The sequence below is a fragment of the Paenibacillus sp. FSL R5-0928 genome (assembly GCF_037970385.1).
Classification (GTDB): domain Bacteria; phylum Bacillota; class Bacilli; order Paenibacillales; family Paenibacillaceae; genus Paenibacillus_AQ; species Paenibacillus_AQ odorifer.
On the sequence record NZ_CP150225.1, the window covers coordinates 6,175,758 to 6,190,154 of the forward strand.

Annotated in this window: 15 protein-coding genes; 10 read left to right on the plus strand and 5 right to left on the minus strand. The window is 43.5% G+C overall.

What is annotated here, in order from left to right; genetic code table 11:
• Positions 1–143: 143 nt before the first annotated feature.
• Positions 144–1,556, minus strand: coding sequence for a 6-phospho-beta-glucosidase (gene ascB, locus MKZ16_RS27825; RefSeq protein WP_076104872.1), 1,413 nt, complete (start codon positions 1,554–1,556; stop codon positions 144–146).
• A 112-nt stretch (positions 1,557–1,668) separates the two neighbouring features.
• Here ascB and MKZ16_RS27830 point away from each other — a divergent pair, with 112 nt between their 5' ends.
• Both MKZ16_RS27830 and MKZ16_RS27835 read left to right on the plus strand, forming a co-directional pair.
• Complete coding sequence (locus tag MKZ16_RS27830; RefSeq protein ID WP_076104871.1) at positions 1,669–2,637, plus strand: LacI family DNA-binding transcriptional regulator; 969 nt, start codon at positions 1,669–1,671, stop codon at positions 2,635–2,637.
• Between the two features lie 89 nt (positions 2,638–2,726).
• On the plus strand, positions 2,727–3,320 hold the full coding sequence (locus tag MKZ16_RS27835; protein ID WP_036685448.1) for a YdeI family protein: 594 nt from the start codon (positions 2,727–2,729) through the stop codon (positions 3,318–3,320).
• A 20-nt stretch (positions 3,321–3,340) separates the two neighbouring features.
• On the opposite strand, the gene MKZ16_RS27840 is transcribed toward MKZ16_RS27835, so the two are convergent.
• Positions 3,341–4,252 (minus strand): LysR family transcriptional regulator, encoded by a 912-nt coding sequence (locus MKZ16_RS27840; protein ID WP_076104870.1) that lies wholly within the window; start codon positions 4,250–4,252, stop codon positions 3,341–3,343.
• 135 nt (positions 4,253–4,387) lie between these two features.
• Here MKZ16_RS27840 and MKZ16_RS27845 point away from each other — a divergent pair, with 135 nt between their 5' ends.
• The 7 genes from MKZ16_RS27845 (at position 4,388) to MKZ16_RS27875 (ending at position 10,374) form a co-directional block, all read left to right on the plus strand.
• On the plus strand, positions 4,388–6,001 hold the full coding sequence (locus tag MKZ16_RS27845; protein ID WP_076104869.1) for a carboxylesterase family protein: 1,614 nt from the start codon (positions 4,388–4,390) through the stop codon (positions 5,999–6,001).
• A gap of 5 nt (positions 6,002–6,006) precedes the next feature.
• On the plus strand, positions 6,007–6,843 hold the full coding sequence (locus tag MKZ16_RS27850; RefSeq protein WP_076104868.1) for a sulfite exporter TauE/SafE family protein: 837 nt from the start codon (positions 6,007–6,009) through the stop codon (positions 6,841–6,843).
• A gap of 196 nt (positions 6,844–7,039) precedes the next feature.
• Positions 7,040–7,537, plus strand: coding sequence for a DedA family protein (locus MKZ16_RS27855; RefSeq protein WP_036685454.1), 498 nt, complete (start codon positions 7,040–7,042; stop codon positions 7,535–7,537).
• Positions 7,538–7,567: 30 nt separating this feature from the next.
• The gene (locus tag MKZ16_RS27860) at positions 7,568–8,131 is read left to right on the plus strand and encodes a methyltransferase domain-containing protein (RefSeq protein WP_076104867.1); all 564 of its coding nucleotides are present in this window, start codon (positions 7,568–7,570) and stop codon (positions 8,129–8,131) included.
• A gap of 31 nt (positions 8,132–8,162) precedes the next feature.
• A complete protein-coding gene (locus MKZ16_RS27865; protein WP_076104866.1) occupies positions 8,163–8,843 on the plus strand; it encodes a response regulator transcription factor in 681 nt (226 codons plus the stop codon).
• A 55-nt stretch (positions 8,844–8,898) separates the two neighbouring features.
• A complete protein-coding gene (locus tag MKZ16_RS27870) occupies positions 8,899–9,933 on the plus strand; it encodes a HAMP domain-containing sensor histidine kinase (protein ID WP_143759046.1) in 1,035 nt (344 codons plus the stop codon).
• 6 nt (positions 9,934–9,939) lie between these two features.
• On the plus strand, positions 9,940–10,374 hold the full coding sequence (locus MKZ16_RS27875; protein ID WP_339815018.1) for a phospholipid methyltransferase: 435 nt from the start codon (positions 9,940–9,942) through the stop codon (positions 10,372–10,374).
• A gap of 294 nt (positions 10,375–10,668) precedes the next feature.
• Here the strand turns inward: MKZ16_RS27875 and MKZ16_RS27880 are convergent, their stop codons facing one another.
• Positions 10,669–11,454: an RNA methyltransferase gene (locus MKZ16_RS27880; protein WP_076104864.1), complete on the minus strand. Its 786-nt coding sequence runs from the start codon at positions 11,452–11,454 to the stop codon at positions 10,669–10,671.
• Positions 11,455–11,495: 41 nt separating this feature from the next.
• Complete coding sequence (locus MKZ16_RS27885; RefSeq protein WP_036685517.1) at positions 11,496–12,155, minus strand: TrkA family potassium uptake protein; 660 nt, start codon at positions 12,153–12,155, stop codon at positions 11,496–11,498.
• A gap of 233 nt (positions 12,156–12,388) precedes the next feature.
• On the opposite strand from MKZ16_RS27885, the gene MKZ16_RS27890 reads away from it, so the two are divergent.
• Positions 12,389–12,625: a small acid-soluble spore protein SspI gene (locus tag MKZ16_RS27890; protein ID WP_076098826.1), complete on the plus strand. Its 237-nt coding sequence runs from the start codon at positions 12,389–12,391 to the stop codon at positions 12,623–12,625.
• Between the two features lie 100 nt (positions 12,626–12,725).
• Here the strand turns inward: MKZ16_RS27890 and MKZ16_RS27895 are convergent, their stop codons facing one another.
• Positions 12,726–14,324 (minus strand): peptide chain release factor 3, encoded by a 1,599-nt coding sequence (locus MKZ16_RS27895; protein ID WP_076098828.1) that lies wholly within the window; start codon positions 14,322–14,324, stop codon positions 12,726–12,728.
• Positions 14,325–14,397 lie beyond the last annotated feature (73 nt).

Genomic DNA, 14,397 nt, shown 5'->3' on the forward strand with positions numbered 1-14,397 from the left:
ATCCTGATATCCGATTAATTTATTATTTACAAATTAACATGTTCAATTAATGATGTCAACAATAAACCAGGGTCTGTATAATATTGGATAACAAAAAAAGCCCTGATAGATCAAGAATATCTTGATTACCAGGACTCTTTTTATTAGAACAGGCTTTGTCCATTCGATTCGATTACTTCTTTGTACCAGTGGAAGGACTTCTTACGGTATCTCTCCAGTGTACCTGAACCATCATCATGACGATCTACATAAATGAAGCCATAACGTTTCTTCAGCTCGGCGCTTGTTGCGCTAACCAAGTCGATGCAGCCCCAGCTCGTATACCCCATAACTTCCACGCCATCGGCAATAGCTTCTGCTACTTGAACCAAATGATCTCGCAAATAATTGATCCGGTAATCGTCGTTTACTATCTTCTCACCGTTCCCGTCTACAACCAGCTGATCGACGGCGCCAAGGCCATTTTCCACGATAAATAGCGGTTTTTGGTATCGGTCATAGAACATATTCATCACATAACGCAAGCCCTGCGGATCGATCTGCCAACCCCATTCGCTCGCTTCCAGATATGGATTCGCTACCCCGCCCAGCAGATTTCCTTCTCCTCTGATCTGTTTCTCCGGATCGGCCGTTTCACATGTGCTCATATAGTAACTGAAAGATATGAAATCCACGGTATGCTTCAGAATTTCTTCGTCCCCTGGCTCAAAATGAATGTGGATTCCATTTTCCTTAAAGAACCGTTTCATATATCCTGGATAGTAACCTCTGCTATGAACATCCGCGAAAAACATATTTTTGTGATCGCTTTGCATCGCCTTGATCAAATCGTCCGGATGCGGAGTGAGCGGATAAATTGGCATGCTCAGCACCATACAGCCTATTTTGAAATCAGGATTGATCTCATGACCGATCTTCACCGCCAAAGCACTTGCAATGAACTCATGGTGAATGGCCTGATACAGATCCTGCTTACTCAATTTCTCCAATGGAGTATTGATTCCGCCGCTCATAAATGGGAACTCTAGGATAGAATTGATCTCGTTGAAGGTCAGCCAGTATTTAACCTTATTCTTGTAACGATTAAAGATCGTTCTCACATAACGCTCGTAAAAATCCACCATCTTACGGTTAACCCATCCATCATACTCTCGTGCCAAATGCAGCGGGGTCTCATAATGGGAGATAGTAACTAGCGGCTCAATGCCGTATTTATGACACTCATCAAATAGATCATCGTAGAACTGCAGGCCTTGTTCATTCGGCTCCAGCTCGTCCCCTTTCGGGAAAATCCGGGACCAGGCAATAGACGTCCGGAATACTTTAAAGCCCATTTCCGCAAACAGCTTAATATCTTCTTTATATCGGTGATAGAAGTCGATGCCAATCAACTTCATGTTATCGTCGGTAGGAACTTCTGTAGGCGCAGACTTAATGCCATGTGGCATGACATCTTGGGTAGACCAGCCTTTGCCATCATCCTGATATGCCCCTTCAAGCTGGTTAGCGGCTACAGCCCCACCCCATAGGAATCCTTCTGGAAATTGTAAGTTCATATTTCTTCCCGCCTTTGCTATTGTGATAGTATAGGTTTACTGCTCTAATCCGAATCCTAAACCTTGGAACGCGTTACATGTCAAGGATTAATCTTGCAAAGGAGATAAGCCGATGTCCACACTTGACGAAATTGCTAAGCTGTCGGGCTTTTCCAAAGCTACGGTATCCCGAGTCCTGAACGATTCTCCCCATGTCAGCAAGGAAACTAGGGAGAAAATTCTCGCCATTATGAAAGAGACGGACTATGTTCCCAATCGGAATGCCATATCTTTATCCAAAGGCCAAACCCAGCAAATCGGCATGATTACCTTAGACCTAAACGAGCTTATTTTATGCTTCATGAACAGCTTCGTCGAAATCTCCGGCCGTTACGGGTACCAGACGATTATTTATACCACCGGTGGAGATAAGCAAAAGGAACTTCAGGCCTTCGAGGATCTCAAACAAAAAAGAGTCGACGCCCTGCTTATTCTGACCGCTGTTAACGATAAAAATGTCATAACTTCCTACTGCAAATACGGCCCGATTGTGTCTTGGCAACGCATGGACCATCCTGAAATACCGTCAGTTGCCATGAACCAATATGACGGATATGCACTCGCTCTAGAGCATTTGATAGAGCGGGGTTATACGCGTATCGCTAATGCTTTTGGCCGCCCAAGCAGCATAAATACCCAGAGTAGACGACTAGCTTATGAGCAAATCATGACCAAATATAATCTTCCCATCGTTGAGAAATGGTATTACTCCACGATTTATGGAATCCCTGACGGAGAGCAATTGGTGCGAACCCTAATAGGACAACCAGATCAGCCGGATGCCATTCTGTGCTCCAATGATTTGGTGGCGGTGGGCGTTCTGAGCGAAGCACGTAGACAGCAGCTGGATGTGCCCCGTGATCTAGCCATCATTGGTTTTGATAATTCGGAACTGTCACAGACACTCGGAATTACCACTGTTCGGAATCCGATTGCGGGACAGGCGGAGAACGCCTTTCTTCTGCTGGCTCCAACCCTGCTTGGATTAGATATGGAGCTGCAGCCCCTATCGTTCCAACTGATCGAACGGGAGACAACATAGGTTGCCCATTCCCAGAAGATTACGACTGTACATTCCATAAAAAAATAATAAAATTGTATTGAAAATTATGATGAAGATGGGTGTTTTTTATGACAAATAATAAATTGAATCCTAGGGTTGATAAATTCTTAAGTAAAGCGAAACAATGGAGGGAAGAATATGAGCAGTTGAGAACGATCGTGCTTGATTGCGGGCTGACCGAAGATTATAAGTGGATGCATCCATGTTACACATTTGATGATAAAAACATAGTATTAATTCATGGATTTAAAGAATATTGTGCACTTCTCTTTCACAAAGGTGCCTTGTTACAGGATCCCAATGGGATTCTAATTCAACAAACAGAAAATGTGCAGGCAGCGCGCCAAATTCGGTTTACGAATGTGCAACAAATCGTTGAAATGGAAGCTGTTCTGAAAGCCTACATTCAAAATGCCATAGAAGTTGAAAAAGCGGGTTTGGAAGTCGAATTAAAAAAGAAAGAGGATTACCTCATTCCTGAAGAGCTTCAGACTAAATTCGCTGAACTTCCTGGCTTGAAAACTGCTTTTGAAGCCCTAACGCCTGGACGGCAAAACGCATATATTTATCATTTTTCTCAAGCCAAACAATCCAAAACCCGCGTATCACGAATTGAAAAATTCATCCCGCAAATCCTTGAGGGTAAGGGATTAAATGATTAGCGTTGCTGACAATGAGTCAATTAAGCCTTAGGGTTTATTGGCTCTTTTTTTATTTTGTCTTCTTTTAACTGCTTGTAATAATCCTCAACAAAGGCCTTGAACTTTTTAGCGACATTAGTCATGTATCGGTTGGTATACCATGAGATTTCAATGGTGCGGGTACTTATGGGTTCTTCAATGGGAAGAAGTACCACTGAGGATCCTTGAGAACCACCCCAAGTTACAGCGGGGATAAAAGAAACCCCTAGTCCCGAACGGACTAGACTGCGTACCATCGAAGGCTCATCGCATTCATAAATGATACGCGGAGCAAATCCGGCGGCGTAACATAGAGAATCCGTCGTTTCGCGCAGCTGCTTGCCTATTTTCAAACTAATAAAGCCGTCTTCCGCGAGTTCATTCAGATGTATACTTTTTCGGGTTGCGAGCCTGTGCTCATTAGGAACCGCCAGCATGATTTCTTCCGTTAATACCGGTGTGGACGCTGTTCCTGGAATCTTGAGCGGAGTAGAAGAAATACACAAATCAAAAGCCGGATAACGTGAGATCTCCTGATCCTGCTGCAATAGCTTAAATTGAGCTTCCGGGTACTTCTGGCGAAATAATGTGATCATATCCGGAAGCAAATAGGAACCCGCCTGGATAAAAATCACTACAGTTCCTGTCGGTCGCTCAGACAAGTCCAATAGCTCTGTTTTCCCCTCCTCTAACGTTTGTAGGGCTAAATCAACTTTCACAAGAAACCGCTTTCCATATTCATTTAATCGAATGTATTTTCCTGTGCGATCAAACAATTTGACGTTTAATTCGCCCTCAAGATTTTTGATCATTTTACTTATAGCAGGCTGTGAGATTTGGAGTATTTCGGCAGCCCGGGTCATATTCTCAAGCTTTGCAACCGTTTGAAAGTACCGAAGCGAAAGTAAATCCAACGAAACCACCCTCTTCTATAACCTTAGAGTTATGTATTTTATATATAATAATATATTTTTCATCATCATAGCAGAACACTATAATAAAGAGAATTAAAAATACATAAGAATCTGCAGGAGAAAGGGGAACTATAAATGAGCACACGAGAACCAATGAAAGAAATTATTACAATCTCCAGCGGTCAGCTTAAGGGCATACGTCTGCCAGAACTTGGGGCGATCGCATGGTTAGGAATTCCTTATGCGGAACCCCCCATATATAAGCTCAGATGGAAGGCACCACGTGAGATAAAAGCTTGGACAGGTGTATTGCCTGCAAGCCATTTTAAGAATAACAGTGTCCAATTCATTCAAGGGGAACCTGGCGGCAGTGAAGATTGCCTCTTTTTGAATATTTGGCGACCGGATCATGCCGAGGCAGGCTTACCCGTATTCGTCTTCCTCCACGGCGGCGGAAATATTGGGGGTTCGGGACGGGATTTTCAAGGTGGAGAATTGGCGTGTAAGACAAATAGTATAGTGGTTACAGTGAACTACCGTTTAGGAGCAATGGGATTTTTCCGGCATCCCTCACTCCGAACCGGGGACCCCTTGGATGACTCGGGAAATTACGGTCTCCTCGATGTTCTTCATGCGCTAAAGTGGCTGCACAAAAACATTGTTTGCTTTGGGGGGAATCCAGGAAATATAACATTAGGGGGCCAGTCTGCAGGTGCAAGAAATGCATTAGCTGCTTACCTTTCCCCGCTGGGCAGAGGGCTCTTTCATAAGCTCTTTATTATGAGTGGAGGTTTAACAACGGCTGCTACGAAGCAAAGCGAAGAAAAAGCAGACGACATTTTAACGGAGTTATTAATAAAAACAGGAATAGCCAGCACTCAAGATGAGGCGCGAGTATGGATTTCCACACAATCTGCGGATAAGATTTCCGACTTCCTATATCGTCAGAATGCCTTTCACTTTGTCGAAATCATTCGGGAGACTGGGCTTCAGATGGCTGCTTTTCCTCATTTGATCGAAGACGGCACGGTCATTCCTATTGGTGGCTTCGACAATCTAAATAACCGCGATCACCCTTGCCTGCCGATCATCCTAGGCAGCACTGCCAGCGAATTCTCCGAGTTCACTTTATGGGATACTCATTTCTTCTCCCTAGTGCAAAATGAAGAGTTAGCCGGAAATGTGGAAGAAAAGAAGCTCTATGAAGCATCAGTCCAATATGGGAGCGATCTGTATGCAGAATTTAATGTAGAGCAGACTACAGAGATATTTTTAACCGCAATTCCAGAGATGCCGATTTATGCTTACCGATTCGCCTGGGGGTTAAGAGACGGAGTGATCGATCCCTACATCCGTTTTCTTATTGGTGCCCCGCATGGTGCAGACATCCCCTTCTATACAGGTGACTTTTCCGGTGTCCAGGAAAGATTCCCTGCGGGAGTAATTTCCGAGCATAACGAGCCTGGGCGTAACATGCTTTCTTCCCTAATGAGGGACTATTTACGGCATTTCTTATATACCGGTAATCCTAATGCTGAGGGACAACCTACTTGGCAACGATACACCCCTAATCCCCGGTCTGCGGAAATTCTCTGGTTAGATGCTAGCCTGGATCAAACTATTGTTCAATCCGTCTGCAAACTTGTAAAAAAAGATATCCTGTCCCAAATGGACAATGATCCCCGTTTAGCAGCAGAACAGCGCATTTGGCTAAAAAACAATTTATTTGCGGGACGTTTTTTCTGGTAAGATAAATGATTGTAGAATTCACGCAGAGGAAGGAACATGCTGTTGTGCTAACTTACTTACTGCTCTTAGTCATCGGGCTAGCAGCTGGCATTTCCGGTTCATTGGTCGGACTTGGCGGCGGGTTCATCGTTGTGCCTGCGTTGGCTTTCCTTTTTCCTGATATGGAGCCTTCACATCTGGCTGGAACATCAATGGCGATGCTGCTTTTCAACTCCATCTCAAGCACTTATGTGTACGCAAAGCAGAAGAGAATCGATTATCAAGCAGCGCTCACCTTCGCCGCCGTTTCGATTCCGGGTTCAGTAATAGGTGCACTCTTTACCAAGCAAATGGGCGGGAGAATGTTTTTCGTAAGCTTCGGTATTTTCTTAATCCTTGTCGCTTTATTGCTCTTGTTCAAGCCGAACAAACCCATCCATTGGCCTTTCAAACCAACCGTGAAGCGAAGCTTTTCCGATAATAGCGGTGCTCATTTCGAATATGCTTATCATATGCCTACCGGCATAATCATCAGTTTTCTTGTTGGCTTTGTAGCAAGCCTATTTGGGATTGGCGGCGGGAGTCTTATGGTTCCGACAATGACCTTACTTCTCGGCTTTGCCCCCCATATCGCTGTTGCAACTTCTATGCTTCAAATTTTCCTGTCAGCTATCGTAAGCACCACAACACATGCCTTTTTATTGAATGTTGAATGGTTTATGGTGTTAGCCCTAGCACCTGGCGCAATTATCGGTGGTCAAATTGGCGCACGCCTGGCAAAACGCCTTCCTGCCCAGCTGCTTCTAAAGCTATTAGCCGTTTTTCTCATCATCGTTTCGCTTCGTTTGATGATGAAAGGGTAGGTCATTATGTAAAAAGTCCTGATGGATCAAGAGTTTCTTGATCCTCAGGACTTTTTTATTGTGACTGTGGGACTGATACTTGGCTAATTCTATCGAATTGTAAGTCTCTTCAGGATTTCTTTAGAATTCCCCCACCTAATTCCTCAGTTTTTTTAGTTAAGATTTCTGTATTGAAGTAAGCGAAGGAGGTGGCATATTGGCCAGTAATACCATTTTAGAGCTAATCAATCAGTATGGTTATCTGATTTTTTATCTTGCTTTCACGCTAGGCCCTTTTGGAATTCCAATTCCTAATGAAATTACGATCCTCACCGGAGCTACCCTAAGCCACATGGGGATTATCAATTTCTGGATGACTTATTTCTGCATTTTGTCAGGGTTATTAACGGCCTTTACGGTTGCCTACTTTGCAGGTAAATTCTTTGGGCAAAAGCTGAAGTGCAAATTTGAAGCTAATAGACATTTTAAAAAAGCAGAGCAGATTCTAAAAAAACGTGGGCGTACAGCTATGTATATCGGCATGTTTATTCCAGTTGTACGTTACATCATTCCCATGTTGATCGGGCTCAGCGGTACAAGCTATAAACGATTTGCCCTTATTTCATATCCCAGTGCTTTAAGTTGGACCTTACTGTTCTTTTTTGTAGGAACGTACTTTGGAGATCACATCCTATCAAAATTAATAAACATCTAGATCAATTCCAAAATTATGGAGGAATTCCAAATGAGCTTCAATGAAAAACTCTTATTTTTAAGAAGTTTTATTCATGATCCAAAACAGGTAGGCAGTGTTACCCCGAGTTCCCGGTTTCTGGCACACAGCATGGTTAACCAAGCCCCTTGGCATGAAGTTAAAGCAGTCGCTGAACTTGGATCAGGTACAGGTGCAATCACCCGTGTAATCAATACTAAGGTAACTAGTACAACGAAAGTGTTACTATTTGAGATGGATAAAACCATGAGGCATAACCTGAAGACAAGCTATCCGGACTTTTCCTGTTATCATAATGCTGCTAGTTTAGTAGAAACAATTAAAAGTTCACATATTCATCAGTTGGATTGTATTTTTAGTGGGCTGCCCTTTTTCAATTTTGAGCCCGAATTAAGAAATACATTGGTTGAACAGATCTACCAATCCCTTAAACCTGAGGGATTATTTATCGCCTTTCAGTATTCACTTCAAATGAAGAAGCAACTCTCCGGATATTTTAATATTGATACAATAAAATATGTGCCATTTAATTTCCCTCCCGCTTTCGTCTACGTCTGTCGTAAAAGGGAAACATAATAAAATAAATATAGAAGAGGGGCAGCGTCCATTGAATACTATTCTTGTTGCAGATGATGATTCTGAAATTCGAGATGTGATTCATGTTTACTTAAGAAATGAAGGTTACCAAGTGCTTGAAGCTGCAGATGGTCAAGAGGCGTTGAGTACAATACAAACAACATCCATTCAACTGGTTATCCTGGATGTGATGATGCCTCAAATGGACGGTATCACAGCCTGTCTCAAAATTAGGGAAATATCAAATATCCCAATTATTATGCTCTCAGCCAAGCAAGAGGACATTGATAAAATCACAGGTCTAACTACCGGGGCAGACGATTACATGATCAAACCGTTTAATCCACTGGAACTACTGGCCCGTGTAAAAGCTCAGTTACGGCGTCAGTCCTTAGTTGGAAAGGAAGAATTCAACTCTCTGCTTATAATTAAAAACCTGATCATAGATAAAAATAAACATTCCGTAAAGTTAAATGGAATTGAAGTTTCATTAACTCCGCTAGAGTTTGCGATTTTAACCCTGCTTGCAAGCCGGCCTGGGCAAGTTTATAGTTCGGAGCAAATTTACGAGAGTGTATGGAAAGAGCCTTACGGATATTCTGACAATACCGTAATGGTTCATATTCGTAACTTAAGAGAAAAATTAGAGGAAAATCCAAGAGAACCTCTGTATATTAAGACAGTCTGGGGAGTTGGTTACAAAGTTGATTAAAATCATACGAAATCTACAAATAAATAAACGCATTCAATCCAATATCTTAATCAGGATGGTGTTGAGTTTCATAATTACCATTGCGATAAATACCTCACTTAGCATCTTGTTCTTTCATTTTGGAAATGCAACAAAATTGGATTGGGTGTTCAATTTTCTTGCCTACCTTCTTACTCCGATGTTTTTCATTATTTTCGTTATTACATTTTTTACATTGACCCGGCGAATCGTCAAAGATTTAATTGCGCTGGAACAAGGACTTCAAATTATATCCGAAGGTGATTTGAGTTATCGGGTAAATGTTGTTCGCCAAGATGAACTAGGACTGGTGGCTTTGAACATCAACCGGATGGCAGAGCGCTTAGAGCAACAGATCATCAAGGAACGCGAAATAGAAAAATCCAAGATGGAGATGATCACGGGGATTTCACACGACTTACGCACCCCTCTTACAAGTATTATCGGGTATATTGAGCTTTTACGTACAGAATCGTACCAAGATAAAAAAGAATATACACGTTTTATTCAAAACACCTATAACAAGGCGCTTCATTTGAAGAAACTCCTCGATGATTTGTTTGAATATACCCGACTTAATTCGGCTGACTCCCGTTTAAATCTGGAGAGAATCGATTTGTCGCAGCTTTTGAATCAATTGCTATTCGAATTCGAACCGATCGCTCAAGAAAACAATGTCCACCTTATAAAAGATATAGATAAGAGTCCAATCATCACCTTAATCGACAGTGAGAAAATAGCCAGAGCCATAGATAATCTACTTATGAACGCCTTAAAATATTCCATCAGCCCGGGAAGCATTAGCATACGAATTACAACCGATTCTGAACACTGTACCATTGAGATTGAAAATAAAGGGACTCCCCTCTCACAGGATCAAGAAAACCGTCTATTTGAACGATTTTATAAGGTTGACCACTCAAGAAAAAGTCAGGGAATTCAAACCGGGGCAGGACTTGGTCTTTCGATAGCTAGGAATATTGCTGAGTTGCACAAGGGTACTTTAACGCTTAAACACACTCATGACGTCTTCACATTCCAACTGAGATTGCCTTTCGGAGAGGATTACTAATTGATTATGTCTGAATACTTACTTTTCTTACAAGGCTTCCTCAAAGATCCAAAGCGGGTAGGAAATATTCTACCCAGTTCGCCATTATTAGCCGATAAAATAGTTCAGTCTGTACAATGGCATAATGTAAATGCCGTTGCAGAGCTTGGAGCTGGTACAGGTGCTATTACACGTCTCATGACATCACAATTAAAGAATTCTACAAAAGTGCTTTTGTTTGAGCGGAATAAAAAAATGAGAGAACACTTAAAAGCAATTTATCCGGAATGCATTTTCCATTCCAACGCTAGCTACTTACTCAAGAAATTGAATCAGGAAGGCATCCGTGAGTTAGATTGCATAATTTGCGGATTACCATTTTTTAATTTTTCAAGTGAAATGCGTGACAAAATCCTACATCAGATTGTTAAGTCACTTAACTTAAACCAGGCGGAATTTTAGTTGCATATCAGCACTCGCTGCACATGAAAAAAAGATGGGCTAAACAACTACTTATTGAGAAAATTGAATTTGTGCCTTACACTTTTCCTCCAACATTCGTATATATTTGTCGTAAAAAAGAATGACATATGAATATTCGAAAAATAGTAATTTCTAAAGAATATATAAGTATTGAGAATGGAAATGGCCAGGCCAATACTGTTGCAGGATTATAAAAAAGTCCTGATGATCAAGATTATCTTGATCATCAGGACGGGATTTACTGTGAAAAACTACGTTCCAAACGGTGATAATTTATCCCCGCTGTCTCATTCCCTCAAACAGCAAAATCGTCGCCGCCATTGCGGCGTTCAGCGATTCCGCGCGGCCTGCCATCGGGATGATGATACTCTTGTCCACGAGACGCGCCGTTTCCGGTGAGATGCCTTTACCCTCGCTGCCAATCAGCAGCCACTGGGTGCCGTGGAAATCGTGCTCATAGCACGATTCTTCGCCCTGCAGCGAAGTGCTCACCAGCAGCGCCCCATTTTCCCGGGCCTGTGGCAAAATCTCACTTAACTCTCCCTCCACCACCGGAAGATGGAACATCGAGCCCATCGTGGACCGGATGGTCTTTGGATTATAGAGGTCGGCACAGCCTTGTCCGAGGATCACGCCGTCTGCTCCCGCTGCATCCGCGCTGCGGATAATGGTGCCGACATTGCCGGGATCCTGCACGCCGTCCAGCACAACCACAAAACTGTCCTTCTTCGCTAGGATAGCTTCTACAGCCTGCTGTTCCTTCCGCACGATGGCAAACACAGGCTGCGGCGTATTGGTGCTGCTGCATTTTGAGATGATCGCCGCCGAGACACCAATCACTTCCATTCCCTGAACAGCCTGAAGCAGCCCCTTAAGTTCAGCTGGCATTCCCTTGTCGAGGTCATAAGCAAGGCATTCCACATCTGCTTCAGCCAGCAGTGCTTCCTGAACCAGGTGAACGCCCTCTACGATATATTTACGAGCCTTGTCACGGTGCTTTTTCTCCTGCAGCCCGGCCCACTCTTTAACCCGCGTATTTTGCGGAGACATGATTTCCATAAAGTCTTCCTTTCTTCTGCCTTGCCATTTATTCTTTGTTCCTACTGATACGCCATCTCCAGCTTCGTCAAGTTATCCTTATGCCCAACAATAACAAGGATATCTCCATCGATCAGGCGATCTTCTGCACGGGGAGAGATGTTCATCTCTTCACCTTGGCGGATGGCCATTACGTTGCAGCCAAATCTTGCGCGGATGTCGAGCTCCTGTAGATTTTTTCCGAGCATCGGTCCGGATACCTTCATATCCAGAATACTGTAGTCCGGCGACAGCTCAATATAATCCAATATATTAGGCGAAGCAAGATGATGCGCAACCCGCATTCCCATATCCCGTTCAGGATAAATCACCTTGTCCGCACCAATTTTGCTTAATACTTTGCCGTGCAGTTCACCTTTGGCTTTTGCCAGAATTGCAGGCACACCCAGGTCTTTTAGAATAAGTGTTGTCAGGATGCTAGCTTGAATGTCCTCGCCAATGGCTACAACCACCACATCAAAATTGCGAATACCAAGGGCACGCAGCGCCTCCTCATCCGTGGAATCTGCAGATACGGCATGAGTTACAATACTTGAAATCTCCTGTGTTCGCTGCTCGTCAGCATCAATCGCAAGTACATCAAACCCCATGCCGCTGAGCGCCTTAGCAACACTAGATCCGAAACGCCCCATACCGATGACGGCATATTGTTTTTTGGCCATGTCTATGTACCTCCCGTAGCATTCTATATCTCAAACAGTATAGCATAAGCCAAGAAGAAACGTCATTGCCGTCCTTATGGATGGCAACCGTTTCTCGTAGAAATGTAAGGATAATGTATAGTGTTAAACTTATACTATCTTATATTTGGACAAAAACTTGAATTTCCAGCACCTTTGCAGGGCACATTATAACGAGGTCAATATCACTATATTTTCAAAAAAGGAGGTACATTATGCCCGTTACCATTGACTTGCGCCAGGCGATTCTTCATAAAGTGCACGGTCAATCTGAAGAGGATTTACGTCATATGATTGAAGGCTCTGTGGACGGTCCGGAGGCAGCACTCCCGGGACTTGGCGCCGTGTTCGAAATGATCTGGAAGGATTTAGACCCCGCTAAGCAAGATCGGTTGGTTACCATGCTGCATGATCACCTGGAGACTATTACCCCTGGGGATATCACATCGTAAACTGACGGCAACTAGTCAAAAACCTCCGCTCACCATGGTGTAACTTCACCTATGGAGGCGGAGGTTTTATTATTACATTCAGAAAGTTATAGCATCCTAATTATAGTAATGCTTTTGGAGCCATTTCCAGGAATTTAGCTGTCGGGTTCTTATCCATCGCTGTCCGCATAGCATATTCGTTCTCGAACAACACGACAAAATTGCCCTTCTTATCCGTCACCAGCGTTGAGTTGATTCTGAATTTGCTCGCATCCGGCTTAGTTTCATCTACGATCCAACGTGCAAACTGGTACGGCATTCTCTGCAACTGAACATCCACACCATATTCACCCTTCATGCGGTACTCAAACACTTCAAACTGCAGTTGTCCAACTACACCAAGCAAAATATCGTCAAAGTTGACCGTGCGGAACACCTGGATCATGCCCTCTTCAGTCAGCTGATCGACACCCTTCTGGAACTGCTTCGATTTCAACGCATTTTTAATACTCACTTTAGCAAAAATCTCTGGTGAGAACGTTGGCAGCTCATCGAATTCCATATCTCCTGCTTGGCTCAATGTATCACCAATTCTAAAAATACCTGGATCAAACAGACCGATGATATCTCCCGGATAAGCTTCCTCTACGATATCGCGGTCTTGCGCCAAAAATTGCTGCGGTTGCGCCAGCTTGATATCTTTACCGGCACGTACATGCTTCACGCTCATACCCCGTTCGAATTTCCCGGACACAATACGCAGAAAAGCAATCCGGTCACGGTGAGCCGGGTTCATATTCGCTTGAATTTTGAACACATAACCAGTGAATTTCTCATTCGTTGGTTCTACTACCCCTGTAGTACTGCGGCGTGGTTCAGGCTTCGGTGCCAGATCCAAGAAATTATCGAGGAAAGTCTGTACGCCAAAATTGTTGATCGCACTGCCAAAGAACACAGGTGTGAGTTCACCACTTAATACTTTTTCATAGTCAAAAGCATCGCCTGCTACATCCAGCAGCTCCAGATCCTGACACAGTTGATCATGCAGATACTCTCCAGCCATTTCACGAATGATTGGATCACGGTATCCGTCAACCTTTTGAACCTTGATTATGGAGTGATCGTCACCTTGGAACAGCTCTACCTGATTTTTCATCCGGTCATATACGCCGCATAGCTCACGTCCACTACCGATCGGCCAGTTCATTGGCACAGAACGAATACCAAGAACCTGCTCCAGCTCTTCCATCAGATCAAACGGGCTACGTCCTTCACGGTCCAGCTTGTTAATAAAGGTGAAAATCGGAATGCCCCGTTTAGCACATACCTGAAACAGTTTGGTAGTTTGGGCTTCCACACCTTTTGCCACGTCAATAAGCATGACCGCACTATCCGCTGCAGTTAGGGTACGATAGGTGTCCTCACTGAAGTCTTGGTGACCCGGTGTATCCAAAATGTTCACGCGATGATTCAAATAATCAAACTGCATTACGGAAGACGTTACAGAAATCCCCCGCTGCTTCTCAATTTCCATCCAGTCACTCGTCGCATGTTTATTCGCTTTACGGGCCTTAACCGTTCCCGCCAGACGGATCGCGCCACCGAATAACAGCAGTTTCTCCGTTAAAGTTGTTTTACCCGCATCCGGGTGGGAAATGATCGCAAAGGTTCTGCGTCTATCCACTTCCTTTTGCAGCTTCTGATCTATTGCTTTGTTCATTACACATATCCCTTCATATATAAAATTCCTGCTTCTGCTTCAATTACACTGGGGTTCATCAAATCGGTGCTCT

What these genes read in the sequence shown, in the direction of transcription:
- ascB (WP_076104872.1), bottom strand. Translation starts at nt 1,556, where the DNA reads ATGAACTTACAATTTCCAGAAGGATTCCTATGGGGTGGGGCTGTAGCC.
- MKZ16_RS27830 (WP_076104871.1), top strand. Translation starts at nt 1,669, where the DNA reads ATGTCCACACTTGACGAAATTGCTAAGCTGTCGGGCTTTTCCAAAGCT.
- MKZ16_RS27835 (WP_036685448.1), top strand. Translation starts at nt 2,727, where the DNA reads ATGACAAATAATAAATTGAATCCTAGGGTTGATAAATTCTTAAGTAAA.
- MKZ16_RS27845 (WP_076104869.1), top strand. Translation starts at nt 4,388, where the DNA reads ATGAGCACACGAGAACCAATGAAAGAAATTATTACAATCTCCAGCGGT.
- MKZ16_RS27850 (WP_076104868.1), top strand. Translation starts at nt 6,007, where the DNA reads ATGATTGTAGAATTCACGCAGAGGAAGGAACATGCTGTTGTGCTAACT.
- MKZ16_RS27860 (WP_076104867.1), top strand. Translation starts at nt 7,568, where the DNA reads ATGAGCTTCAATGAAAAACTCTTATTTTTAAGAAGTTTTATTCATGAT.
- MKZ16_RS27870 (WP_143759046.1), top strand. Translation starts at nt 8,899, where the DNA reads ATGGTGTTGAGTTTCATAATTACCATTGCGATAAATACCTCACTTAGC.
- MKZ16_RS27875 (WP_339815018.1), top strand. Translation starts at nt 9,940, where the DNA reads ATGTCTGAATACTTACTTTTCTTACAAGGCTTCCTCAAAGATCCAAAG.
- MKZ16_RS27880 (WP_076104864.1), bottom strand. Translation starts at nt 11,454, where the DNA reads ATGGAAATCATGTCTCCGCAAAATACGCGGGTTAAAGAGTGGGCCGGG.
- MKZ16_RS27885 (WP_036685517.1), bottom strand. Translation starts at nt 12,155, where the DNA reads ATGGCCAAAAAACAATATGCCGTCATCGGTATGGGGCGTTTCGGATCT.
- MKZ16_RS27890 (WP_076098826.1), top strand. Translation starts at nt 12,389, where the DNA reads ATGCCCGTTACCATTGACTTGCGCCAGGCGATTCTTCATAAAGTGCAC.
- MKZ16_RS27895 (WP_076098828.1), bottom strand. Translation starts at nt 14,324, where the DNA reads ATGAACAAAGCAATAGATCAGAAGCTGCAAAAGGAAGTGGATAGACGC.